Annotated in this window: 22 protein-coding genes and 2 tRNA genes; 6 read left to right on the top strand and 18 right to left on the bottom strand. The window is 50.1% G+C overall.

Annotated features, from left to right (window positions below):
* Window positions 1-99: 99 nt before the first annotated feature.
* Together DYA43_RS02185 and srmB are read left to right on the top strand one after the other, a co-directional pair.
* Window positions 100-819: a tRNA1(Val) (adenine(37)-N6)-methyltransferase gene (locus tag DYA43_RS02185; protein WP_061056176.1), complete on the top strand. Its 720-nt coding sequence runs from the start codon at window positions 100-102 to the stop codon at window positions 817-819.
* A gap of 91 nt (window positions 820-910) precedes the next feature.
* The gene (gene srmB / locus DYA43_RS02180; RefSeq protein WP_020332066.1) at window positions 911-2,158 is read left to right on the top strand and encodes an ATP-dependent RNA helicase SrmB; all 1,248 of its coding nucleotides are present in this window, start codon (window positions 911-913) and stop codon (window positions 2,156-2,158) included.
* A gap of 98 nt (window positions 2,159-2,256) precedes the next feature.
* Here the strand turns inward: srmB and prfC are convergent, their stop codons facing one another.
* Window positions 2,257-3,846, bottom strand: a complete 1,590-nt coding sequence (prfC, locus tag DYA43_RS02175) for a peptide chain release factor 3 (protein ID WP_020332065.1) — start codon at window positions 3,844-3,846, stop codon at window positions 2,257-2,259.
* 208 nt (window positions 3,847-4,054) lie between these two features.
* Between prfC and DYA43_RS02170 the strand changes: the two genes are divergently transcribed.
* On the top strand, window positions 4,055-6,112 hold the full coding sequence (locus tag DYA43_RS02170; RefSeq protein ID WP_061056175.1) for a putative bifunctional diguanylate cyclase/phosphodiesterase: 2,058 nt from the start codon (window positions 4,055-4,057) through the stop codon (window positions 6,110-6,112).
* Here DYA43_RS02170 and rimI read toward each other — a convergent pair whose 3' ends face one another.
* From rimI to ubiT, 4 genes are all read right to left on the bottom strand, one after another.
* The gene (gene rimI / locus DYA43_RS02165; protein WP_061056174.1) at window positions 6,113-6,559 is read right to left on the bottom strand and encodes a ribosomal protein S18-alanine N-acetyltransferase; all 447 of its coding nucleotides are present in this window, start codon (window positions 6,557-6,559) and stop codon (window positions 6,113-6,115) included.
* Window positions 6,559-6,966, bottom strand: a complete 408-nt coding sequence (locus tag DYA43_RS02160; protein WP_055452132.1) for a DNA polymerase III subunit psi — start codon at window positions 6,964-6,966, stop codon at window positions 6,559-6,561. The genes rimI and DYA43_RS02160 overlap by 1 nt, the downstream gene beginning before the upstream one ends.
* A 140-nt stretch (window positions 6,967-7,106) precedes the next feature.
* Window positions 7,107-7,613, bottom strand: a complete 507-nt coding sequence (locus DYA43_RS02155; protein WP_061056173.1) for a GNAT family N-acetyltransferase — start codon at window positions 7,611-7,613, stop codon at window positions 7,107-7,109.
* Entirely contained in the window at window positions 7,597-8,124 is a 528-nt protein-coding gene (gene ubiT / locus DYA43_RS02150; RefSeq protein WP_024374250.1) for a ubiquinone anaerobic biosynthesis accessory factor UbiT, read from the bottom strand. Before ubiT ends, DYA43_RS02155 begins: the two co-directional genes overlap by 17 nt.
* Before the next feature lie 208 nt (window positions 8,125-8,332).
* Between ubiT and DYA43_RS02145 the strand changes: the two genes are divergently transcribed.
* The 3 genes from DYA43_RS02145 (at window position 8,333) to DYA43_RS02135 (ending at window position 12,395) form a co-directional block, all read left to right on the top strand.
* Window positions 8,333-10,378 (top strand): putative bifunctional diguanylate cyclase/phosphodiesterase, encoded by a 2,046-nt coding sequence (locus DYA43_RS02145; protein ID WP_024374249.1) that lies wholly within the window; start codon window positions 8,333-8,335, stop codon window positions 10,376-10,378.
* Between the two features lie 107 nt (window positions 10,379-10,485).
* On the top strand, window positions 10,486-11,499 hold the full coding sequence (ubiU, locus tag DYA43_RS02140; RefSeq protein WP_024374248.1) for a ubiquinone anaerobic biosynthesis protein UbiU: 1,014 nt from the start codon (window positions 10,486-10,488) through the stop codon (window positions 11,497-11,499).
* Window positions 11,500-11,516: 17 nt separating this feature from the next.
* Window positions 11,517-12,395 carry a U32 family peptidase gene (locus DYA43_RS02135; protein WP_061056172.1) on the top strand — a complete coding sequence of 293 codons (879 nt, stop codon included), beginning with the start codon at window positions 11,517-11,519 and terminating at the stop codon, window positions 12,393-12,395.
* A gap of 54 nt (window positions 12,396-12,449) precedes the next feature.
* Here the strand turns inward: DYA43_RS02135 and DYA43_RS02130 are convergent, their stop codons facing one another.
* From DYA43_RS02130 to secG, 13 genes are all read right to left on the bottom strand, one after another.
* Window positions 12,450-13,784 carry an MATE family efflux transporter gene (locus DYA43_RS02130; RefSeq protein WP_024374246.1) on the bottom strand — a complete coding sequence of 445 codons (1,335 nt, stop codon included), beginning with the start codon at window positions 13,782-13,784 and terminating at the stop codon, window positions 12,450-12,452.
* 51 nt (window positions 13,785-13,835) lie between these two features.
* Window positions 13,836-14,246, bottom strand: coding sequence for a MarR family winged helix-turn-helix transcriptional regulator (locus DYA43_RS02125; protein ID WP_020332054.1), 411 nt, complete (start codon window positions 14,244-14,246; stop codon window positions 13,836-13,838).
* A gap of 125 nt (window positions 14,247-14,371) precedes the next feature.
* Window positions 14,372-15,280, bottom strand: a complete 909-nt coding sequence (nlpI, locus tag DYA43_RS02120) for a lipoprotein NlpI (RefSeq protein WP_061057182.1) — start codon at window positions 15,278-15,280, stop codon at window positions 14,372-14,374.
* 116 nt (window positions 15,281-15,396) lie between these two features.
* Window positions 15,397-17,532 (bottom strand): polyribonucleotide nucleotidyltransferase, encoded by a 2,136-nt coding sequence (gene pnp / locus DYA43_RS02115; protein WP_055452129.1) that lies wholly within the window; start codon window positions 17,530-17,532, stop codon window positions 15,397-15,399.
* Window positions 17,533-17,816: 284 nt separating this feature from the next.
* Complete coding sequence (gene rpsO / locus DYA43_RS02110) at window positions 17,817-18,086, bottom strand: 30S ribosomal protein S15 (protein WP_020332050.1); 270 nt, start codon at window positions 18,084-18,086, stop codon at window positions 17,817-17,819.
* A gap of 116 nt (window positions 18,087-18,202) precedes the next feature.
* Window positions 18,203-19,150 (bottom strand): tRNA pseudouridine(55) synthase TruB, encoded by a 948-nt coding sequence (gene truB / locus DYA43_RS02105; protein WP_020332049.1) that lies wholly within the window; start codon window positions 19,148-19,150, stop codon window positions 18,203-18,205.
* Window positions 19,150-19,545, bottom strand: a complete 396-nt coding sequence (rbfA, locus tag DYA43_RS02100; RefSeq protein WP_020332048.1) for a 30S ribosome-binding factor RbfA — start codon at window positions 19,543-19,545, stop codon at window positions 19,150-19,152. The genes truB and rbfA overlap by 1 nt, the downstream gene beginning before the upstream one ends.
* Before the next feature lie 99 nt (window positions 19,546-19,644).
* The gene (infB, locus tag DYA43_RS02095) at window positions 19,645-22,350 is read right to left on the bottom strand and encodes a translation initiation factor IF-2 (protein WP_020332047.1); all 2,706 of its coding nucleotides are present in this window, start codon (window positions 22,348-22,350) and stop codon (window positions 19,645-19,647) included.
* 24 nt (window positions 22,351-22,374) lie between these two features.
* Window positions 22,375-23,862, bottom strand: coding sequence for a transcription termination factor NusA (gene nusA / locus DYA43_RS02090; protein ID WP_020332046.1), 1,488 nt, complete (start codon window positions 23,860-23,862; stop codon window positions 22,375-22,377).
* 18 nt (window positions 23,863-23,880) lie between these two features.
* Window positions 23,881-24,336 carry a ribosome maturation factor RimP gene (rimP, locus tag DYA43_RS02085; protein WP_020332045.1) on the bottom strand — a complete coding sequence of 152 codons (456 nt, stop codon included), beginning with the start codon at window positions 24,334-24,336 and terminating at the stop codon, window positions 23,881-23,883.
* Between the two features lie 206 nt (window positions 24,337-24,542).
* Window positions 24,543-24,619: transfer RNA gene (locus tag DYA43_RS02080), tRNA-Met, on the bottom strand.
* Between the two features lie 54 nt (window positions 24,620-24,673).
* Window positions 24,674-24,757, bottom strand: a tRNA-Leu gene (locus DYA43_RS02075).
* 27 nt (window positions 24,758-24,784) lie between these two features.
* Window positions 24,785-25,123 (bottom strand): preprotein translocase subunit SecG, encoded by a 339-nt coding sequence (gene secG, locus DYA43_RS02070; RefSeq protein ID WP_024374244.1) that lies wholly within the window; start codon window positions 25,121-25,123, stop codon window positions 24,785-24,787.
* Window positions 25,124-25,244: the final 121 nt, after the last annotated feature.

Genomic DNA, 25,244 nt, shown 5'->3' with positions numbered 1-25,244 from the left:
CATTAGCACCTACAAAACCACAACAGTCAGCACAAAAAACCACACAATAAAATAACAACAGACATAATTACTTAATGATTGGATGAAATCGATATTTTCATGAAAAGTAGCACGTTAAAGACTAAAGGCTTCAAATTTAAGCAATTTGCCATTGAGGGTGGGCAAAGTGGTATGCCGGTCAGTACTGACGGTGTCATGCTCGGTGCGTGGGCATTTTCAAAGCCGCCACAACGTATTCTCGACATCGGCACGGGGACCGGATTGCTTGCTCTGATGTGTGCCCAGCGTTTTCCAAACGCGCAAATTGAAGCCGTCGATATCGACCCGCATGCGTTTGCGGCCGCCAGTTGCAATGCGCAACAGTCACCGTGGTCGGCACGCATTCATGTTTCTCACCAAGACATTCTCGCCACTCAGAGCAATGCCGCGTTTGATGCCATCATCTGTAACCCACCGTATTTTAATGACGGCCTTCAATCTCAGCATGCGCAGCGGGCAACCGCGCGCCACACTGATACGTTAAACCACAGCGATTTGCTCGGTGCGATGGCGCGTCTGCTTGCGCCAGAAGGCAAAGCCAGCCTGATTCTGCCCATCGTGGAGGGCGAACAATTGATTACGCTGGCCACACAACAAGGCTGGCATCTGGCACGGCGCTGCGACGTGCAACCTTCAGCGCGCAAACCTGTACACCGCTTATTGTTTGAGCTACAAAGAGAGCCATGCCAAACGCAACTCAGCACGCTCATTATTCAGGATGGCGCAGACTACAGTGCCGACTTTATCACCTTAACTCGAGCTTTTTATCTGAAGATGTAGAAATTAAAGATGTGATCTGGTCGATGATCCATCTATAATGTGCGCCCTTTAATTTAGACTGATCAGCCCAGCGCTCGCGGAGTAAATAACAGTGATCAAAACCTTTGCTGACCTAGAACTGGACCCAAATCTTCTTGAAGCTATCGAGGAAATGGGCTTCGAACGCCCGACTCAAGTTCAAGCCGAAGCGATTCCCCAAGCCCTGGACGGCAGAGATGTATTGGCATCCGCTCCGACCGGTACCGGTAAAACCGCCGCGTTCGTGATCCCAGCGCTGCAATTCCTGCAGGATTTCCCACGCAAGAAAGCGGGCCCGGCCCGTATTCTGGTGCTGACTCCGACTCGTGAGCTGGCGATGCAGATTGCAGAGCAGGCACGTGAACTGGCGAAGTACACCAAGCTGAACATTTTCACCATCACCGGTGGTGTGCAGTATCAGGAACACGCTGACATTCTGGCAACCACGCAAGATATCGTGGTCGCAACGCCGGGTCGTCTGCTGGAATACATCGAAGCGGAACGTTTTGACTGCCGTGCGATTGAATGGCTGATCCTGGACGAAGCGGACCGCATGCTGGACATGGGTTTTGGCCCGGTGGTCGATCGTCTGTCAGCAGAGTGTCGCTGGCGTAAACAGACGCTGCTGTTCTCAGCAACATTGGAAGGTCGTGGCGTCGAAGGTTTCACCGCGGATCTGCTCAAAGAGCCAGCCGAAGTCAACGCTGAGCCGCCACGTCGTGAGCGCAAAAAGATTTCTCAGTGGTATCACCGTGCCGACGACATGAACCACAAACTGGATCTGCTGAAAGCGATTCTGACGCAGCAATCAGAGCGTGCGATCGTCTTCTTCAAAACACGTGAGCGTCTGGCGGAAGTCCGTGCGGTGCTGGAAAGCGCGCAAATTGCCTGTTCGTGGATTCAGGGTGAAATGCCACAGGATCGTCGTAACAACGCCATCAGCCGCTTCCGTGACGGCAGCGTTAACATTCTGCTGGCGACCGACGTTGCTGCACGTGGTATCGACGTACCGGATGTGAGCCACGTGATCAACTTCGATCTGCCACGCAGCGCGGATGTGTACCTGCACCGTATCGGTCGTACTGCTCGTGCGGGCAAGAAAGGCATCGCGATATCTCTGGTAGAAGCCCACGACCAACCAATGATGGACCGTGTAGCGCGCTACCTGAAAGAAGACATCAAAGAGCGCTATGTCGATGGCATGCGTCCTAAACACAAAAAACCCGTGTTTAAGAAAAAGAAAAAAGACGACAGCAAGAAAAAGACGGCCACGAAAAAGCCTGTCAGCAAAAAAAGCAGCGCAAAGAAGAAGAAAAAATAATTCTGACTCTTAAGATCGAAAAAAGCCGATGCACAGCATCGGCTTTTTTATAACCGTCGAATACCGCGCCCCCCTACAGGCTGACGCGGTCAACACTCTTAGTGTTCGCGGGTCGCGCGGAATGTCACTTCCGGAGAACGTTCCTGAGCCAAGTTGAGGTTCACCATGGTTGGCGCGATGTACGCCAGGTTATCACCACCGTCCAGCGCCAGGTTACTCTGGTTCTTACGTTTGAACTCTTCGAATTTCTTCACATCGCTGCATTCTACCCAGCGAGCCGTCGCTACGTTCACGCCTTCGTAGATCGCTTCCACGTTGTATTCTGATTTCAGACGCGCCACGACCACATCAAACTGCAGCACACCCACCGCGCCTACGATCAGATCGTTGTTTTGCAGCGGACGGAACACCTGCACCGCACCTTCTTCCGACAACTGAACCAGACCTTTCAGCAGCTGTTTCTGCTTCAATGGGTCTTTAAGGCGAATACGACGGAACAGCTCTGGTGCAAAGTTAGGAATGCCCGAGAACTTCAGTGATTCCCCCTGGGTAAAGGTGTCACCAATCTGAATCGTACCGTGGTTGTGCAGGCCGATGATATCGCCCGCAAACGCTTCTTCTGCGCGTGAACGGTCGCCTGCCATGAAGGTGACTGCATCAGAAATGCTCACCTGTTTGCCCAGACGTACATGGTTCATCTTCATACCCTGCTTGTAAGTGCCGGATACGATACGCATGAACGCGATACGGTCGCGGTGTTTCGGGTCCATGTTGGCCTGAATCTTAAACACGAAACCACTGAATTTTTCTTCGGTCGCTTCGACTTTACGCTCGTTTGCTTCACGTGGCAGTGGCGCCGGAGCCCACTCTGTCAGGCCGTCCAGCATGTGATCAACACCGAAGTTACCCAATGCCGTACCAAAGAATACCGGCGTCAGTTCACCTTTCAGGAACAGTTCGCGGTCAAACTCGTGTGAGGCACCCAGCACCAGTTCCAGCTCTTCACGCAGTTGCATCGCCAGATCTTCACCCACTTGAGCATCAAGCTCTGGGTTATCCAAGCCTTTGATAATGCGCTCTTCCTGAATGGTGTGGCCTTGGCCGGTCGCATACAGCACGGTTTCATCACGATGAATGTGATATACGCCTTTGAACTCTTTACCACAACCAATCGGCCAGCTCACAGGCGCACACGCGATGCTTAACTCGTTTTCCACTTCATCGAGCAATTCCATCGGATCGCGGATTTCACGGTCGAGTTTGTTCATGAACGTCACGATCGGCGTATCACGCAGACGGGTGACTTCCATCAGTTTGCGGGTACGATCCTCAACACCTTTTGCCGCGTCGATCACCATCAGACACGAGTCTACCGCCGTCAGGGTGCGGTAAGTATCTTCGGAGAAGTCTTCGTGTCCCGGGGTATCAAGCAGGTTAACCAGCGCATCGCGGTAAGGGAACTGCATCACAGAGGTGGTGACCGAGATGCCCCGTTCTTTTTCCATCTCCATCCAGTCTGATTTCGCGTGCTGTGCTGAACCACGGCCTTTGACCGAACCGGCCGTTTGAATCGCGCGTCCGAATAGCAACACTTTTTCAGTGATGGTTGTTTTACCCGCATCCGGGTGCGAGATGATGGCGAAAGTACGACGCTTGGATACTTCGCCCACAAAAGGTGTAGTAGACATGAAACGGATCTTCTCTTGATGCTAAAACGGGGACTAAAGCCGCGCCCTAGCCTTTCGGTTCAAATTTGCGCGGTATTCTCGCTGATCTTGGCCTTGGGAGCAACTTTAAGACACGAATGGAATAAAAGCTGAGTTTTTACTTTGCCATTAATTTCTCTGCAATTATGGACTATAACTGATAAGGAAGAACAGGGAATGCTCAACCTCTATGACCAGATTCAAGCAGATACATTCATTAGCGTTTCGCCAAGCCAAGACCGTCTTTCTGGTCTCCGTACTATTGGGGTTGTGCTTCAGCTTCTATCATACGCTGGTCGACCTGCATCAGGAGCGCGGGCGAATTGAGGAACACTACCATTTTCGCCTGATGCAAAGCTATGCGAATGCCAGCCAAGCCGCGTACCATCTCAATCATTTACTGGCAGAGCAAGTAGCCACCAGCCTGATGACCGACCCCGGTATTTACCGCGTGGCGATCGTCGATGATTTTGGTGACGATCTGGCGCGCATGGAACAGGAGGTCAAACCGCAGGGCGTGTTTATTCAGTTACTGTCGCGCTATCTCACTCCCGATGTACCAACATTTCAGGCTGACCTGCATCAACCCAATTCCAACGTAGTGGTAGGGACATTAACGTTTTCCATCGACGGCAGCTCGATCGCCAAAGATTTCATTGCCAAGACGACACGGGTGTTGTTGTTCGATCTGCTGCGCAACATTTTGCTGACGTCGATTCTGCTGGTGTTCTTCTACCGTAAGTTGTCGCTGCCTATTACCACACTGATCAACTGGGTGCGCTCACTACCGGATACGCCACACAACATTTCGCCGCCGCCACTGAATCAGGAGAGCGAGCTGAGCGAACTTGCTTCTTCGTTTCAAACCCTGTGGCATGAACGGGAACTGGCCGAAGCCAAACTCAACCAGCTCGCCTATTACGACAGTCTCACAGGGTTGGCCAACCGCAGCCTGTTGCTACAGATGTTGAGTAAATCCCTCGATCAAGCTGAGCAAACGCAGCAGAGTGGTGTGCTGTTTTACCTCGATCTGGACCGGTTTAAAACCATCAATGATTCGCTCGGCCACACCATTGGCGACAAGCTGATCAAAGCGATCGCCACCCGTCTGCAAGCGTGGGCTAAACACGACTATATTGCCGCGCGTATCGGCGGTGATGAGTTTGTGGTCTTGATCCCCACTCTGCCCAATGACCGGGTGGAGAACGTCGCCAAGCAGTTGCTGGCGCTGATTTCCAACCCGTATTCGATTGATGATCACCAGCTCTACTGCTCCGTCAGTATCGGCATCTCGATGTTCCCGTCACTGGGCACCACCAACATCGATATTCTGCGTCAGGCCGATACCGCGCTCTACCGGGCCAAAGTCTGCGGTCGCAACAAATACGTGTTTTATGAGCCGGAAATGCAGGCTCAGGTGGAATCATTCCTCGAAACAGAAAAAGGCTTGCATGAAGCGCTGAGCCGCAATCAGTTTGAGCTCTACTATCAGCCACAGGTGAACCTCAATCATCAGATCATCGGCGTGGAAGCACTGATTCGCTGGAATCATCCACAGAAAGGGGTACTGCCTCCGGGCGCGTTCATGTCGATTGCAGAAGAGACCGGGCAGATACTGCAAATCGGCAATTGGATTATTGAACAGGCGTGCTATCAGTACGCGCAGTGGAAGAAAGACGGCGTGCTGCCTGACGAGTTTCAACGCTTGGCGATTAACATCAGTCCGCTGCAATTTGCTCAGGATTCGTTTGTCGATCACATCCACGAGACATTGCATCAGGCTGGCATCACTGGTGAACACATCGAACTGGAGATCACCGAAAACCTGCTGCTGGAAAATGTAGAGAGTGCGATTGAAAAAATGGCGCGCCTGAAAGAGTTTCAGCTCAACATTTCCATCGATGATTTCGGTACCGGCTACTCCTCGCTGCGCTACCTGAAACATCTGGCGGTCGATGTCTTGAAGATCGACCGTTCATTCGTGACACAGTTGCATCTTGATGACAGCGATCAGGCGATTGTCGATACCATCATCATGATTGCCCGCCGACTGGGGCTGGAAGTGATTGCCGAAGGAGTAGAAGATACTTTTGAACTCAATGCGCTGAAAGCGCTGGGATGCGAGCAGTTCCAAGGTTATCTGTTTGACAAGCCGCTCAACGCGAAAGAGATGGCTCAGCGTTTCACTCACAACCGCTATCATGAGCTGCTGGAACCAGTAGCAGCCCGCCAGTTTGGCCTTAAATGATCACAGAAACAGATAGCTCATGATGATCGCATCTTCGTGCCCATTGGCCGTAGGGTAGTAGTTCACCCGGCGGTCAATATCGTTAAATCCAAGCTCCGAATAGAGAGCATAGGCGCGTTGATTGCTTTCGCGCACCTCCAACCAGGCACTCTCCGCGCCCGCTTGCTCACAGATCTCCAGAAAATACTCGGCCAATTGGCGACCATAGCCTTTGCCCTGCTGCTGCGGTTCAACGGCGATATTGAGCAGTGTCACTTCACCGACAATATTCTGCGCGTAGAAATAGCCCACCAGCGTCTCATCCACCAACATAACGTAATGACAGGCCCCCCGACTGGATAAATCACCAATCATGTTTGCTGACCAAGGATGGGTATGGGCACGTTGCTCAATCTGATACACCGCTTGGGTATGCTGCGGTGCCATTGGCATAAACTGAATCGTCATTAAGATTGTGCTCCGTATGAGCAAATTTGCTGCCATAAATCACGGCGATGTTGGGTATGACCGTCAATCTCAGCCAGCGCTGGTGAGATCAGACGATTCGCAGAAGTGTCAGCAGCCACGTCACAGCCGGCAAACCATATCCACTCCAGGCCAGCCAGTTCAAGCTGAGACAGTTGATGCGGGTAGACATGTCGTGCTGCACTCAACGGTAAATGGAAACTCTTCAACACACGCTCAAACAGTATCGCTTCTGCTGCCGTTGGGTGGCTGGCGCAGACCAACAGCAAGCGGCAACCTTCGTCCAGTGGTGCTAGCGTCGGCTGATAGCCCTGCAGACGTTCCGGATGTACCAGTTCCCAGCTCTGAATGCCCATGGCGTGTAAGTATTGCTGTTGGTGATCAGACATGTTGAGTTGCTCGTAATTTCAATGCGCGTCATGCTAACAAACTTCCGCGAATCCACTCAAGAAGCACAGCGCGAAAAAGCGAAAAAACAAAGGAGCCCACAGGCTCCTTCACATCGTTGCTTTGGAAAATGGTGCGCCGTTTATGCCAAGTCGGAAAACTCTGGGCAGTACTGAATTTCGCCACTGCGCCCTTTCAGTTCATCGTCCCACAACGCGACAATCTGGAACGCACCAGCTGGTACATCCCACTGACAGCGAAAACCCTGCTCATCGGCAGCCGTAAAACCAAAACGGGAATAGTAGGCCGGATCCCCCAGAACAACACACGCCGGGTACCCCAGTTCACCCAGTGAAGCCAGACCTTCGTACACCAATTCTGCACCCAGGCCCTGCTTACGGTATTCAGCCTTCACGGCGAGCGGAGCAAGCCCCTGCCAGTTAAGATCTTCACCGTTGAGATGCACCGGGCTAAACATGGCATGTCCAACCACTTCGCCCTCATCATCACACGCGACCAATGACAAAGTCCGATGGCCGTTTTCGCGTAATGCCATGACCAGATTGGCTTCAGCCTCGGTGTCAAAGACCTCTTTCAGTAAGCGGTCGACGGCCAGAATGTCCGCAGGAGCCTCAGTTCGAATAAGCATTCACTACCTCATTGTGTGTATTTGGCGTTTGCATGCCTTTATGCACAAAATCGGCGAGTTGGTGAAGTAAAATTTGCAATGCTTTGGGTAATTGTTCCAAATCCACACTGTCCATCAAATTTTTCACTTCCAGTCCCAGTTCTGTGTCACCTTCAATCGACAGGCGGCGCTGGAAAAATAAGGTATCCGGATCTTCTTTGCGTCCGGCAATCAGAATCAGGTCATTCAGATCGCCACTAAAACTCACATCTTCGTGCTTCACATTATCAGCCACGATAAGATTGTCATTCTCATAACTGATAAACCAGCGTAAATTCAGGTCACGAATTTCGACTTTCAGCCATTTATCTTCAAGAAATTCGAAGTCTCCATCGTCTAGCGCTTCATGAAAGGCGAGTTTGAGCCCATCCAGCAAGGCTTTTTTTTGCACAGATTTGGGCAATAAGTGGATTGGAGATCTCAAAATTGATGCGGCATTTTGAACTAGTTGAGTACGAATCTTGTTAATCACGCGCGTTATCCGTTACCTTTAATTTAAGTGTGTCTCATCATAATGGATGTATTTGCGCCGATTCCTGTTATGCATCAAAAAACCCGTACCCTGATGCACCTTTTCAGTAGCGGGAATCAAAGTTATAGTTAATATCTCTTGTAAGAGTAACAAGTTCAATGAATAGTACGCGCTCTGGACGGTTGGTAGTATCTTGATGCTTTCGCACATGCCCTCGCAAAATATACAGCACTGGTTTGCAAAAATTACGTCGAATAGTCCGTTCTTTTTTGCACTGCTTAATGACCAACATCAGTATGTTCTGGTCAATGAGCGCTATTGCGATATCGCCGGCCTTCCTGCTGACGACTTGATTGGTATGAACGACACTCAGGTTTTGGGTGAACACTTCTACCAGCATCTCCAACCGTATTACTCTCGTGCGTTTAACGGAGAAACTCTCGAAGCGGAAGTGACGCTGCATGAACTCGATCTAGAGACCAGCCTGCACTTTTCGCTGTCCCCGATACTCAACGACAATCAAGTTGAATATGTGGTGTTTCACGCCATAGACACCTCCGAAAAACAGATCCTAATCCGCTCGCTGGAAGAGTCGGAGAACAAGTTCTCGACCCTGACTACTCTGCTGCCGGATGGCTTACTGTTGGTGGAAGACGACTGCATCATTTCTGCCAACCCATCATCCGCTCGTTTGCTCGGTTTTGATGACACGTCCGATCTTCTCGGTGAAGAGCTGTCACGCCTGTTTATTGATGAGAAAACCAAAGCCGTATTTACTACGCCAATCGGGCTGCTGTTGTCTGAAGCCCCTCTGGTTTGCCTCACAGGTCCGCGCTGCGGCTTTGAGCGTAAAGTTCAGCTGAACGCTGGCACTACTCGTGTTCTGGGCAGCAATTCTCAACTGATCCTGATTCAGGATGCGTCGCAGGCGACTAAGCAGCTGTCCGCGACGACCCAAACGGATATGCATATCGATACCTTAACCGGTTTGTATAACCGTTTGGGCTTTACCAAACGTCTGGAACAACTGATTCAGAACGATACTCCGCTGGTAATGCTCTACCTCGACATTGATAACTTCAAGAATATCAATGACTCGCTGGGGCATCACATCGGCGACAAAGTCATTAAAGAAGTCTCTTCACGCCTTAAACGTCTGCTGCCGCCACAAGCGGTGTTGGGCCACCTCGGCGGCGATGAATTCGGTTTGATCCTGCCAGAGCCCGAACATAACCGTTCGGCGGAAATGCTGGCGGAGCGCATTATTTCGCTCATCAACCAACCGTTCGATCTGCACCACTTCAGTAAACGTCTCGCCTGTTCTATTGGCAGCGTCCGCTACCCGGGCGACGGCAATGATGCACGCGTGTTGCTGCAAAACGCCGACACCGCGATGTACGAAGCCAAAGACCGCGGACGTAACCGTCTGATCAAGTTCAATGATCAAATGAATAAAGAAGCGCGCATGCGCTTGTGGCTGGAAATTGAACTGCAAAAGGCACTGCAGCAAAATGGCCTCGAAGTGTGGTACCAACCGAAAGTGAACGCGCGTGATTTCAGTATCAACGGCGCCGAAGCTCTGGTGCGCTGGAAACACCCGGTTGAAGGCTATATCAGCCCGGGGGCCTTCATTCCGGTGGCGGAAAAAGCAGGCTTGATTGAACATCTTGGCCGCGTGGTGATGCGCGATGTGTTTGCGACCGTCAAACGCTGGAAACAGCAAGGTATTCTGCCAGGCCGTGTGGCGATCAATATTTCGCCCGAGCAGTTTGGCAACCCACAACTGATTGATTACCTTGAGAAGCTGTTGCGTACCACCGCTTTGGATCCAAACTGCATCACCTTTGAGCTGACTGAGAGCGCAATGATGAGCGACAGTGATCATACGCTGCAAATGCTCAATGCCATCAAAAAACTGGGGTTCTCGCTGTCAATTGACGACTTCGGTACAGGCTATTCATCGCTCGCTTATCTGGCCCGATTCCCGATTGATGAGCTGAAAATAGACCGCGCATTTATCACCGACATCGACACACTGCCCAAGCAGGTCACGGTGATTGAAAACATCATCAATTTGGGTAAATCACTCAATCTGACCGTAGTGGCAGAAGGGGTTGAAACCCAACAGCAAGCGACACTACTTTCCAACCTGAACTGCCATTCCATTCAGGGTTTCCATTTCTATCGGCCTCAACCAAAGCACGAAGTGGAAGAGCTGTTTTCGCAGCATCGACGCCACCGTAAATCACTCTAAGTGAGTAATTTCGCCTTTATTGAGTGAAACCTGCCTTACATCAAATCCGGTATTCATAATTCTTCATAAAATGCGGGCACTTTTCCTTAGAAAACAGTACCCGAGCAATGGAACTTCTCTGTCCCGCAGGTAACTTGCCTGCTCTCAAAACGGCCATTGATTGTGGCGCCGACGCGGTCTACATCGGTTTTAAAGATGACACCAACGCGCGTCACTTCGCCGGCCTTAACTTCAGCGGTAAAAAGCTGGATAAAGCGGTTCAGTACGTGCATGACCAAGGTAAAAAAATCCACGTTGCGCTGAATACCTTTGCGCACCCGAACGGTTTTGAACGCTGGACAAACGCGGTGGATCAGGCTGCAGATTTGGGTGTTGATGCCCTGATCGTCGCCGATGTGGCCATTCTTGATTACGCTGCCCAGCGTTACCCCGACATGGAACTGCACCTCTCCGTGCAGGCCTCAGCCACCAACGTCAAAGCGGTAGAGTTCTACAAGCAGAATTTCAACGTGAAGCGTGTTGTTCTGCCCCGCGTACTGTCGATTCACCAGGTCAAACAGCTATCACGCAACATTCCGCAAGATGTTGAATTGGAGGTGTTTGCCTTTGGCAGCCTGTGCATTATGTCGGAAGGTCGCTGCTATCTGTCGTCGTACATGACCGGCGAATCACCGAATACCGTCGGTGCGTGCTCACCAGCCAAATACGTGCGCTGGCAGGAAACCGCGTCCGGTCTTGAATCGCGCCTGAATGAAATCCTGATCGACAAATATTCAGCCGGAGAGAATGCGGGCTACCCTACGCTGTGCAAAGGCCGCTTTGTGGCCGAACTCGATGGCGAACAAAAGCGCTATCATGCACTGGAAGAACCCACCAGTCTCAATACTCTTTCACTATTGCCAGAGCTGTTTGCTGCAAATGTCGCGTCAGTGAAAATCGAAGGACGTCAGCGCAGTCCGGCTTATGTCGAACAAGTGACCCGAACCTGGCGTGCCGCCATCGACCGCTATCTGGCTAACCCGGGAGCTTATCAGGTAGAAGCCGCGTGGAACGCTGCGCTGGCCAATGTTTCGGAAGGCACGCAGACCACACTGGGCGCCTATCATCGCCAGTGGCAATAATCGAAGTGGAGAATGCAATGAAATACGCCCTTGGTCCCCTGCTCTACTTCTGGCCTAAACAGGACGTTGAGCAATTTTATCAACAAGCTTGTGTCAGCGATGCGGACATCATTTATCTGGGAGAAACCGTCTGTTCGAAGCGTCGCGAAATGAAACCGCAACACTGGCTGGAGATCGCCAAAGCGCTGAGTGCAACCGGTAAGCAGATCGTGCTCTCAACCATGGCTCTGCTCGAAGCACCAAGCGAAATCAATGTGATGAAGAAGTACATTGATAACGGCGATTTCGCCGTGGAAGCCAATGACATGGCCGCGATTCAAATGGCCAGTGAAAAAGGCATTCCGTTTGTAGTCGGCCCAGCGATCAATACTTACAACGCCCATGCGCTGAAACTGTTTCTCAAACAAGGGATGACGCGCTGGTGTATGCCTGTGGAACTCTCTCGCGACTGGCTGGCGAACGTTCTCGAACAGTGTGAACAGCTGGGCATCCGTGGAAAGTTTGAAACCGAAGTGTTCAGTCACGGTTACCTGCCTCTGGCCTACTCTGCGCGTTGCTTTACCGCGCGCGCCGAGAACCGAGCCAAAGATGAGTGTGAAACCTGCTGTATTAAATATCCCACCGGCATTCAGGTTCACAGTCAGGAAGGTCAATCGGTATTCAATCTCAACGGTATTCAGACTCAATCGGGGTACTGCTATAACCTCATCAACGATCTGCCTGCGATGAGCAGTCTGGTGGATGTGGTGCGGCTCAGTCCATTGGGGGTGGAAACCTTCGGCCATCTCGAGCGTTTTAAAGCCAATGAACAGGGCCAGAAGCCCCAACCGCTTGAGCATCACCAATGCAACGGCTACTGGCATCAACTGGCGGGTTTAGAAATTAAAAATATCTGACTAAAAAGGCTGAAGTTCTACTTCAGCCTTTTGGTTTCTTTGCACGTCAATTCACTAAGCATAAGCAGGTACAGACGTTTTTCCTAAGCGTGAGACATCACGCCACAGCATCACACCGACCACGCAGCTGAGCGCGATATTCGACAGCGGAAACGCAATCCACACTCCGGTAATGCCGTACAGCTTCGGCAAAATATACAGAAACGGTAACTGAACCATCATGTTGCCCACGGTGACAAACATCGCCTTGCCGCCATGATTGGTTGCCTGATAGTAAGCGGCACTGACCACCAAAAAGCCATCCAGAAACAGGGCGAACATATGCAGTTTGAGCGCAAACACCGCGCCTTCCATCAAACGGGGATCGTTTGAGTTAAAAATGCCGATAACCTGTTCGGGGAACAGATTTATCATCAGCACAAACACCACCCCGCCCAGCACTGCAATACTCATGGCGACTTTCAGCAAGCGGCGAATGTTGTCGTACTGACGCGCGCCATGGTTAAAGCTCGCCAGCGGCTGCATCCCGTTAGCAATACCTTCCACGGTGAGATAGTACACGGTGACGATATACCCCAAAATGGCATACGCGCCGACCATGACGGCATTGCCGTACTGAATGATCAGGCTGTTGTGCAGCGCCACCATGGTTGAACCGTAGGCATACATAAAAAAGCTGGAAACTCCAATGGCAAAGATCTTCGGCAGATAGCGCCACTCCATGGTAAGACAAGCGCGCGTCAGACGCAGTTTGGCACGCTTTGAGAAGAAGTAGCTAAAACCAAGACCGGTGACGATCAGCTGCGAAATCGCGGTCGCAATCGCCGCTCCGGTTAACTCCCATTGCAACCAGGCAATCAGCACGTAATCGAGCACGATATTGCACAGCGCGCCCACCACCATCAGCAATGTGGCTAAATTCGGACTGTCGTCATTGCGCAGCAAAAATGGCATTGCAATCGACCCCAGAGTGAAGACACAACCGATGATCAGGATTTGCAGATACTGCATGCCCAATTCAAACGTGCGCCCTTGAGCGCCTTGCCAACGCAAAAAGTCATCAGCGAAGAACCACAATATCGTAGCAACGATCGGCGCCAACATCACCAGCGTCAGCAACCCCGTCGCAAGAATGCGTTTGGCACTGTGGAGATCTTTTTCGCCTTGTTTAATCGAGGCCAATGCTCCGGTGCCCACCCCGACCAGCATTCCCATCCCCAGAATCGTACCAATCACTGGCCAAGCCACGTTGATTCCAGCTAAACCTTCCGCGCCCACATAGTGGCCGATAAAGATGCCATCCACGACCTGATAAAGGCCGTTCACCAACATGGCTGCAACGGTCGGAATCGCGTAACGCAGAAACTGACGATAGATAGACGTATTCATATTCAACCACTCATTAATATAATTAGCCTAGCTAACTAAAAATATAAAAAATTAACGCAATGCTTTACTCAATAACATACCAAGAACTGCCGACTCCTCATCACTGAGATGTTGTGACACCCGGTTGGCCAGAATTTGATACACCTTAGCTTCTGATTCAAGGTGCTCTTCCGCCAGCTCGGTCAGCTCAAAACGATGTGAGCGGGCATCTTCGCTGCAACGAGTCCTTCTAACTAAGCCTTTTCGTTCTAAGCGCTTGACCATATTAGAAGCAGAAGGTTTAGTCACTTCCAGTTCCGCGGCAAGATCTGTCAGCCGAATCGCTTCCTGCGCTCCCTGAATCACTTTTAAGTAGTCATACTCATTAAAACTGAGCTGCGCGATTGGGTCTTCTTTACTGTACTTTCGCCACACTTTTGCCGTGAAACGTTCCAGTTTTTCCAGTTGAATGCCTAAACTCATGAATCTTGCCACTTGGTTAGATAGGCTAACTATTTTGCCTAAACTTAAAACAACAGGCAATAAAAAAGCCGCCTTATCAGCAGCCTTTTTATCTTAGTGATGGAATGTCACATTAAGATGACAACTTATTCAGCTTCAGACTTTGCCTTGGCCAATTGAACATCGCGCAAGTGTTGGTAGATGCGGCCAAGTTCAATGAACGAGTAGCGATGCTCGACGTACTCATACACGTTGAAGGAAATCGCCAGCTTATAGAGTGAGACTGCGTGAGCATAGTCACCTTGCATCTGATAGCGTTTGCCAAGATAGAAATACGCTTCGGTCAGGTGCTGTGCCAGTGCGCTGTTATCACGAGTACCGCCCAGCACAGCTTTGAAAGCCTGCTCCTCAGAGACTTCATTCAGCATCAGAGCTACCAATACCCAGCCCCATTGCTCATCATGTTGTTGATAGCGTGCCATCAAATCCTGACGAGCTTGTTCAGGATACTGCTCGCTTTGAATAATATACAGCCAGAGCGCGCGAAACGGGTCGCTCGGATCCTGCTGAAAATGTTTGGTAATTTCTTCCAGAGCCAGCTCCGGACGCTCTCCGTAGTAAAGGGCAATTGCGCGGTTACGGGCGGCATAGAAGTTTTCCGGATCGAGTTCCAGCGTGGAATCAAACGATTCATAGGCTGCATCAAACTCGCCTGCTTCGGTGTAATACACGCCGAGCAGATTGAAGATATCCGGTTGCGCCGGATTGAGAGAAAGTGACTGAGTAAAATCCAGACGAGCCAAATCTCTGAGGCCGACACTGTCGTAGTAATTGCCGCGTTCGAATAACATTTTCGCGCGTACTTCGTCGCTCAAATCCGTACGTTGCAACAGTTGAGTTAAGCGGGCAATCTGTACTTCCTGCTGAACACTGGCTTGCAATGGAATCGCCATCGGTGGATATACCCATTGGGTATTTTGCGTCGAAGACTTAGTGGCACAACCTGCCAGAATCATCAGCGCTACGCTGACCGTTGCGGTTCGAAACCATTTCACAAATCGATACTCCTGTTTATCCCGCATTAAAAAAGGGAGCGAATGACGCTCCCTTTATAACATGCTTTGGCGTTAAAAAGCGAAAACAGATCGCGCTTTAACCCAGACAGTGACGCTTATTCAGCTTCTGGTGCATCCTGTGCAGCCATCGCTTCTTCAGCTGGTTTTTCAACCGCTTCTTTCATGCTCAGACGTACACGGCCTTGACGGTCGATTTCCAGAACTTTAACTTGTACTTCTTGGCCTTCAGACAGTACGTCAGACACTTTCTCGATACGCTTGTCAGCGATTTGAGAAATGTGTACCAGACCATCTTTACCAGGCAGTACCGTTACGAATGCGCCGAAGTCAGCCAGACGTGCCACTTTACCCGTGTAGATCTTACCCACTTCAACTTCTGCAGTGATCTGCTCGATACGACGAATCGCATCTTGCGCTTGCTCACCTGAAGTTGCCGCGATCTTGATCGTGCCGTCATCTTCGATTTCAATGGTGGTGCCTGTTTCTTCAGTCAGCTGACGAATCACTGCGCCACCTTTACCGATCACGTCTTTGATCTTGTCTGCGCTGATCTTCATGGTGTGGATACGTGGAGCGAATTGAGAGATATCGTCACGAGCACCAGAGATAGCTTGATCCATTACAGACAGAATGTGCAGACGTGCACCTTTCGCCTGGTTCAGAGCGATCTGCATGATCTCTTTCGTAATACCTTCAATCTTGATGTCCATCTGCAGTGCAGTCACACCGTTTGAAGTACCCGCTACTTTAAAGTCCATGTCGCCCAGGTGGTCTTCGTCACCCAGAATGTCAGACAGAACGACGAAGTCATCTTCTTCTTTCACCAGACCCATTGCGATACCCGCAACCGATGCTTTGATTGGCACACCCGCGTCCATCAGAGCCAGTGAAGAGCCACATACAGACGCCATTGAAGACGAGCCGTTTGATTCAGTGATTTCAGATACTACACGCACTGTATATGGGAATTCATCGATAGAAGGCATAACCGCAGCAATACCGCGTTTTGCCAGACGACCGTGACCAATTTCACGACGCTTAGGAGAACCCACAAAACCCGTCTCGCCCACACAGTATGGAGGGAAGTTGTAGTGCAGCAGGAAGTGATCTTTCTTCTCGCCAGTCAGTTCGTCGATGATTTGCGCGTCACGTTGAGTACCCAGAGTCGCCGTAACCAGAGCCTGAGTTTCACCACGAGTAAACAGAGCACTACCGTGAGTACGTGGCAGAACGCCAGTACGTACGTCCAGTGCACGAACCATGTCTTTTTCACGGCCATCGATACGTGGGTTGCCAGCGATGATGCTGCGACGTACCACAGTTTTTTCCAGGTCATGGAAGATAGTGTGGATTTCTTTTGGATTCAGTTCTTCGTCTTCAGCCAGCAGCTTCGCGCTGACTTCAGCACTGATTTCGTGGATGCGGTCATAACGCGCCATTTTCTCAGTGATTTGGTACGCTTCAACCAATTGGCTTTCAGCCAGCTCAGCAATCTTCGCTTTCAGCTCAGTGTTTTCTGCTGGCGCTTCCCAATCCCATGCAGGAGTCGCAACTTCTGCTGCGAATTCGTTGATCGCTTTGATCACGGTTTGTTGTTGATCGTGACCAAATACAACCGCAGACAGCATCTCTTCCTCAGACAGAACTTCTGCTTCAGATTCAACCATCAGAACGGCAGATTCAGTACCAGCAACCACAAGGTCAAGCTTCGATGTTGCAAGCTCAGCGTTGCTTGGGTTCAGAACCAATTGACCGTTGATGTGACCAACACGCGCAGCACCGATAGGACCATTGAACGGAATACCAGAGATCGCTAGCGCAGCAGAAGTACCAATCATGGTCACGATGTCAGGTTGCACGTCTGGGTTAACAGACACAACGGTCGCAATCACTTGAACTTCGTTTTTAAATGCATCTGGGAACAGCGGGCGGATTGGACGGTCGATCAGACGTGCAGTCAGCGTTTCGCCTTCAGAAGGACGGCCTTCACGCTTAAAGAAGCCGCCAGGGATTTTACCTGCAGCGTAGGTACGCTCTTGGTAGTTTACTGTCAGAGGGAAGAAATCTTGGCCTTCAACGGCTTCTTTCTTACCAACCACGCTCACGAATACTGCTGTATCGTCCATGGTTACCATTACAGCTGCCGTTGCCTGACGAGCCATAACGCCAGTTTCCAGTGTCACGGTGTGGTTACCGTACTGGAATGTTTTTACTACTGGTTTTTCAAACATTGAGTTTTTCCTTTTCCAGGGCATACCTGGATGAATCGATTGAAGACTCAAAACATCACCAATCGCGACTAGTAAAAACTGACTGATTGCCCAATCTGCTTTTAATAGCCGCGACCTGTTGGCCGACTTACGGTGACTGTAATGCCTTGAGTTTAGATAATGCTGACTTCATCAAGTCAGACGGCGGGTAGTATAAACTACATTGCGAAAGATGTGCCAAATTTAGATAACAAAAAAGGGGCATATAGCCCCTTTTTAAACAAACTGTACTATGCAGCCACTGATTAGCGACGTAGGCCTAGACGTTTGATTAGGTCTTGGTAACGAGACAGGTCTTTACCTTTCAGGTAATCAAGAAGTTTACGACGGCTAGAAACCATGCGTAGCAGACCACGACGGCTGTGGTGATCGCCTTTGTGCGCTTTGAAGTGACCTTGTAGGTGGTTGATAGAAGCAGTCAGTAGAGCTACTTGTACTTCTGGTGAACCAGTGTCGCCTTCGCCACGTGCGTATTCAGCAACGATTGCTGCTTTAGTTTCTGCATTCAGAGACATAATTCTCTCCTAAAGAGTTAAGTTTATATTTGTGCCAGCCAATCTCTGATTCAGCCGACACGAGGAGCGCGAATTATAGGGAATTATTCCCCTTCGCACAAGATCAAAAAAGACGGTTACTCGGCGTCTTTCGGGTAAACCACCAGACGTTTCGGCGCAATTTTGCCATCGTCGTTCATTTCACCCACGCCCAGGAAGAGTTTCTCCTCTCCGCCAGTCAAACGGACGAAGCAATCACTTGGCGCGCCAAAGACTTGCACCGCTTGACCGTGTTGTACCATGTGCACCAGTTCAGGTACCAGATTCACCTCTGGCAAATCCTGCACTGCGGTATCCATTGGTAGCAGCAACGCATCTAAAATCTCGTAAGGTGAGCGATCTTCGCGTTGTGCTTGCTCAACCATTTCGTTGAGTTGCTCCAGCGTGACCATATTTTCGTACGGGTACTTTGCCACACCAGTGCGGCGCAGCATCGTGACGTGAGCACCACAGCCCAGCATTTCGCCTAAATCGTCAACGATAGTACGAATGTATGTGCCTTTTGAGCAATGCACTTCCATCTCCACTTCATCGCCTTCAAAGCGATGCAGGACAATGTCGTACACTGTAATCTTGCGCGCTTCACGCGGCACTTCAATACCTTGGCGTGCGTATTCGTACAACGGACGTCCTTGATATTTCAGCGCAGAAAACATCGATGGCACCTGATCGGTTTCGCCACGGAATGATTCAATCTTGGCCAGCAATGTTTCGCGCTCGACATGCACCGGGCGTGTTTCCACCACTTCACCGTCAGAGTCTGAGGTGTCGGTGCGCTCACCTAACTTGGCAATCACGCGGTAGCGTTTGTCGGAGTCGAGCAGGAACTGGGAGAACTTGGTCGCTTCACCGAGACAAATCGGCAGCATACCAGTTGCCAGAGGATCCAGAGCACCTGTGTGTCCGGCTTTCTCGGCGAAAAACAGGCGTTTCACTTTCTGTAAAATGTCGTTCGACGAAATGCCCGTTGACTTATCCAGTAACAGAACACCGTTGATCGCACGGCCTTTACGACGACGCGCCATTACTCTTCGTCCTCACGACCCGCATCTTTTTGCTTGCGCTTGTCCTGACTCACCACTTCGGTCACCAGGTTTGACATGCGCATACCTTCCACCAGGGTGTTGTCGTAGTGGAAGCGAATTTCCGGCGTCAGACGCAGACGAATGCGTTTACCCAGCATCATACGGATGTGCACTTCGTGCTCACGCAGCGCATTCAGGCACGATTCAGGTGTTTGCTCACCTACGCACAGGAAAGTGACGAAAACTTTGGCGTAAGCCAGATCGCGAGACACTTCAACGTCAGAAATGGTCACCATACCCAGACGGGAATCGCGCACTTCGCGTTGTAGAATCATCGCTAATTCTTTTTGTAATTGCTGTGCCACACGTTGAGTACGGCTAAATTCTTTTGGCATATTCTTTTCTCACTGATAGAAAGAATGGGGGGATGGTTTACCCAGCCCCCCATGGTGTATTCAACAACCTAAACTTGCCGATAATGCAATTTTAGTTGGTTAGTCGATGGTGCGTTGAATCTCAACGGTTTCGAACACTTCGATCTGGTCGCCTACGCGAACGTCGTTGTAGTTCTTAACGCCGATACCACACTCGTAACCATTCTTAACTTCTGCTACGTCGTCTTTAAAGCGACGCAGAGATTCCAGTTCGCCTTCGTAGATAACAACGTTATCACGCAGTACGCGAATTGGGCTATGACGTTTAATGGTACCTTCAGTCACCATACAACCTGCGATTGCACCCAGTTTCGGTGACTTGAACACGTCACGAACTTCAGCAAGACCAATGATTTCCTGCTTGAATTCTGGAGCCAGCATACCGCTCATCGCTTGTTTCACTTCGTCGATCAATTGGTAAATGATCGAGTAGTAGCGAAGGTCGATGTTTTCTGCGTCAAGAGTACGACGAGCAGACGCATCTGCACGAACGTTAAAGCCGACTACGATAGCATTTGATGCAGCTGCCAGTACGGCATCTGTCTCAGTAATACCACCGACGCCAGAACCCACGATGTTCACTTTCACTTCTTCAGTAGACAGTTTCAGTAGTGAGTCAGCGATCGCTTCAACCGAACCTTGTACGTCCGCTTTCAGAACGATGTTCAGTTCAGCAACGTCACCAGCAGCCATGTTCGAGAACATGTTTTCCAGTTTCGATTTTTGCTGACGAGCCAGCTTCACTTCGCGGAATTTACCTTGACGGTAGTTCGCTACTTCACGTGCTTTACGCTCGTCACGAACAACAGTTGCTTCGTCACCTGCAGCAGGAACGCCTGACAGACCCAGGATTTCTACAGGGATAGAAGGACCTGCTTCTTCTACTTCGTTACCCAGTTCGTCACGCATTGCACGTACACGGCCATATTCTTGACCACACAGTACGATGTCGCCTTTGTGCAAAGTACCGGACTGAACCAGAACCGTTGCAACCGGACCACGACCTTTATCCAGACGTGATTCGATAACCACACCAGAAGCCATACCGTCTTTCACTGCGTGCAGTTCCAGAACTTCAGCTTGCAGCAGAATCGCTTCTAGCAGTGCATCGATGTTGGTACCCTGTTTTGCAGAGATGTGAACGAACATGTTCTCACCGCCCCACTCCTCAGGCATAACATCGTAGGCAGCCAGTTCGTTTTTCACGTTGTCTGGGTTTGCCGCTTCTTTATCGATCTTGTTTACCGCAACAATCAAAGGTACGCCAGCCGCTTTCGCGTGCTGAATCGCTTCAACTGTCTGTGGCATTACGCCATCGTCCGCTGCAACCACAAGAACAACGATATCCGTTGCCTGAGCACCACGAGCACGCATTGCAGTAAATGCCGCGTGTCCAGGAGTATCCAGGAAGGTAATCATACCGTTTGGTGTTTCAACGTGGTAAGCACCGATGTGCTGAGTAATACCACCCGCTTCGCCTGACGCAACGTGCGTACGACGAATGTAGTCCAGTGTTGACGTTTTACCGTGGTCAACGTGGCCCATGATGGTTACTACCGGAGCACGTGGCACAGACTCAAATTCGTCATCACGGTCAGACAGAACGGCTTCTTCCAGCTCGTTTTCTTTACGAATGATAACTTTGTGGCCCATTTCTTCCGCAACCAGTTGAGCAGTTTCCTGATCAATCACTTGGTTGATGGTTGCCATGGCACCCAGTTTCATCATCACTTTGATGACTTCAGTCGCTTTCACTGACATCTTCTGAGCCAGTTCAGACACGACGATAGTCTCGCCGATCACTACATCAGATTTTGCAACGACAGCACTCTTGTCGAAACCATGTTGCATTGACGTAGGCTTGCTGATACGACCTTTACGACCGGCTTTACCACCACGAGTACGAGAAGAATCACGTTCTTGTTTATCATCGCGAGAAGACATTTTTCTCTTGTTCGCTTTGGTAGAACGACGGCTTGAACCTTCTTCACGACGGTCTGCTTCATCTTCGGCTTCACGAGCGTAGCGTGAAGTCGTTACGTGGTAATCTGTATCTTCTTGCATATCACCCTTTTTCTCTTCTTCAGCAGACCAACGCTCTTTGTTTAATTCGGCCAATTCACGCGCTTTTTCAAGCTGACGGCGACTTTCCTCTTCCGCCTTACGTTTCGCTTCTTCTTCCTGGCGACGTTTTAGCTCATCGGCCTCTTTTCGCGCTGCTTCTTGCTTCGATTTATCTTCTGCAGAACGCTCACGTTTTGCTTCTTGAGCTTCACGCTTCACTTTATCGTCAGCGTCGCGTTTAGCTTTCTCTTCCGCGTCACGTTTTGCTTTTTCTTCCGCTTCACGTTTCGCTGCATCAGCAGCTTCACGTTTCAGTGCTTCTTCAGCTTCGCGTTTCGCTTGTTCTTCCGCTTCACGGTTTGCTGCTTCTTCAGCTTCACGTGTCGCTTCATCTTCGATTGTACTGCGCTTAACATACGTACGTTTTTTGCGCACTTCAACCTGAACATTCTTACTTTTACCGCCACCGGCATTTACGCTCAGTGTACTGCGGGTCTTACGCTGGAGTGTTAAACGAGTTGGCTCAGCCGTTGATGCTTCGCCATGTTCTTTGCGCAGATGGGAGAGAAGCTTCTGCTTCTCGTCCTCGGTTACGCTGTCTGAACCTGATTTTTTCATACCAGCATCAGCAAGTTGCTCTAATAAGCGGTCAACTGGAGTACCAATTTCTTCACTCAGTGCTTTAACTGTAAGTTGTGTCATGCCGCTTCCTCCCCTTGCTGAAAATTATGCGTCTTCGCCGAACCAACAAATGTTGCGAGCCGCCATAATTAATTCGCCCGCACGCTCTTCGGTTAGGCCTTCAATACCTTCAAGATCGTCGATACCCTGGTCTGCCAGATCTTCCAGTGTCGCAACACCTTTCGCAGCCAGTTTGAACGCCATTTCGCGCTCTAGGCCTTCCAGTGCCAGCAGATCTTCTGCAGGCTCCAGGCCGTCAAACGATTCTTCTTGTGCCAATGCGATGGTAGTCAGCGCATCTTTGGCACGGTTACGTAGTTCTTCAACCAGATCTTCATCCAGGCCGTCTACTTCCAGTAGCTCATTCACTGGAACGTAAGCGATTTCTTCCAGAGTCGAGAAACCTTCTTCAACCAAAAGCTCCGCAAAGTCCTGTTCGATATCCAGGTACTTCATGAAGTTTTCGATAGAAGCCATTGACTCTTCTTGGTGTTTCTTCTGCAGATCTGCCACTGTCATAACGTTCAGTTCCCAACCAGTCAGTTGAGATGCCAGGCGTACGTTCTGACCGTTACGGCCGATTGCCTGTGCCAGATTGTCTGCTTCAACAGCGATGTCCATGGCGTGTGCATCTTCATCAACGATGATCGACGCTACATCCGCTGGAGCCATTGCATTAATCACGAATTGCGCTGGGTTATCATCCCAAAGCACGATATCGATACGCTCGCCGCCCAGCTCGCCTGAAACAGCCTGAACGCGCGCGCCACGCATACCAACACACGCACCCACAGGGTCAATACGTTTGTCGTTGGTTTTCACAGCGATCTTCGCACGAGAACCCGGATCGCGCGCAGCGCCTTTCAGTTCAATCAGCTCTTCACCGATTTCTGGCACTTCAACACGGAACAGTTCTGCCAGCATTTCTGGCTTAGAACGAGTAACGAACAGTTGGAAACCACGCGCTTCTGGCGCCACTTTGTACAGCAGACCACGTACGCGGTCGCCTGGGCGGAAGTTTTCACGTGGCAGTTGGTCTTCACGTAGGATGACCGCTTCTGCGTTGTTACCCAGATCCAGAATCACAGTGTCACGGTTTACTTTCTTCACCACACCTGTGATCAGTTCGCCTTCATTGTCGATGAACTGTTCAACGATTTGTGCACGTTCAGCTTCACGCACTTTCTGTACGATAACCTGCTTCGCCGTTTGAGTCGTGATACGGTCAAACGTTACTGATTCGATTTCATCTTCGATGTAGTCGCCCAGTTTGACTGATTCATCATCGTAAACCGCCGCTTCTAAAGAGATTTCTTTAGTTGGGTTTTCTACTTCATCAACAACCAGCCAGCGACGGAACGTATCGAACTCACCGGTTTTACGGTCAATAGCAACACGAACATCGATTTCGATTTCATATTTCTTCTTTGTTGATGTAGCCAGCGCAGTTTCCAGCGCTTCAAAAATACGCTCACGAGGTACCGCTTTCTCGTTAGAAACCGCCTCAACAACCGCTAAAATTTCTTTACTCATTGTTATAGCCTCTAAGACTTAAAATTTAGGGATCAGGTTAGCTTTTGAAATGTTGCTGAGAGCGAAATGTTCTTCCTGCCCTTCAACCATGACATTGATGGTTTCACCGTCGGCGCCAAGGATTTCACCTTTCCACTTGCGGCGGTTACCCACAGCCATTTTCAACACGATGCTGACCTCGTGACCTTTAAATTGTTCATAGTGTGCAGCTTTAAAAAGTGGTCTTTCTAAACCAGGTGAAGAAACTTCAAGGTTGTAAGCCACTGTAATTGGATCTTCAACATCCAACACTGCACTCACTTGATGACTTACTTCTGCACAGTCATCCACGGTAATTCCGTTTTCGTGATCGATATAGATACGTAGCGTTGAGTGCTGTCCTGCACGGACAAATTCTAATCCAACTAACTCATAACCTGATGCAGCAACTGGAGCGTCAAGCATTTCAGTAAGTTGTCTTTCTAAACCAGTCATTTAAACCACTCCAGAAACAAAAAAAGGGCATAGAGCCCAATTTAAATTCCAAGCAAGCACCTGAATTTTCGGATGAAAAATTCAGATAACAAAAAACCCCGAAAGTCGGGGTTTTTTGTTGCTGGACCCTGATAAATTGAGAATTTCTTCTCAACTGCAGTGAGGTTAACACTGCCAAACTTGCATCCGTAACCCTAGAGGTTAGATGGTTGCGGGGGCCGGATTTGAACCAACGACCTTCGGGTTATGAGCCCGACGAGCTACCAAGCTGCTCCACCCCGCGTCCGACTTGTAAGCAATTATACGCTCTACAAGGTGATTTACAAGTTTGTAAATATGGTGCCGAGAGAGGGACTCGAACCCTCACACCTAGGGCGCTAGCACCTCATGCTAGTGTGTCTACCAATTTCACCATCTCGGCATAACCTGACTTATCGCTTTCGATAAGTTAGTGAGGAATTTCGTCGCTTGATTTAGCTGGAGCTTCACTCACTGTCTCAGCAGCTTTCTGTTGAATCACCTGACCTTGCGATGGGTCAACCCATTGTGATTCAGTCTTATGCGTAGACATATTGCCTAGCACCAAGCTGATGATAAAAAATACGGTTGCAAAAATTGCAGTCATTCGGGTTAGGAAGTTACCTGAGCCGCTCGCGCCAAACACTGTGTTTGAAGCACCAGCACCGAAAGAGGCTCCCATATCTGCGCCTTTACCTTGTTGAATCAACACCAGGCCAATGATACCAACCGCTGCCAACAGGTAAATCACAAGTAGAACTGTAAACATTACTTCCACCTATGTTCCAAATTGTTGAGCCAGCGCCGTTCAATCATTCGACTTGAACAAGGCTAGCGACCTCCTCTTCGAAGGCGGAGGCAATACTAACGAATGCAAGTTTGACTGACAA

This window comes from Vibrio fluvialis (assembly GCF_900460245.1).
Classification (GTDB): Bacteria; Pseudomonadota; Gammaproteobacteria; order Enterobacterales; family Vibrionaceae; genus Vibrio; species Vibrio fluvialis.
Note: the sequence above shows the minus strand (reverse complement) of the source record. Positions and strands in the feature narration are given on the sequence as shown.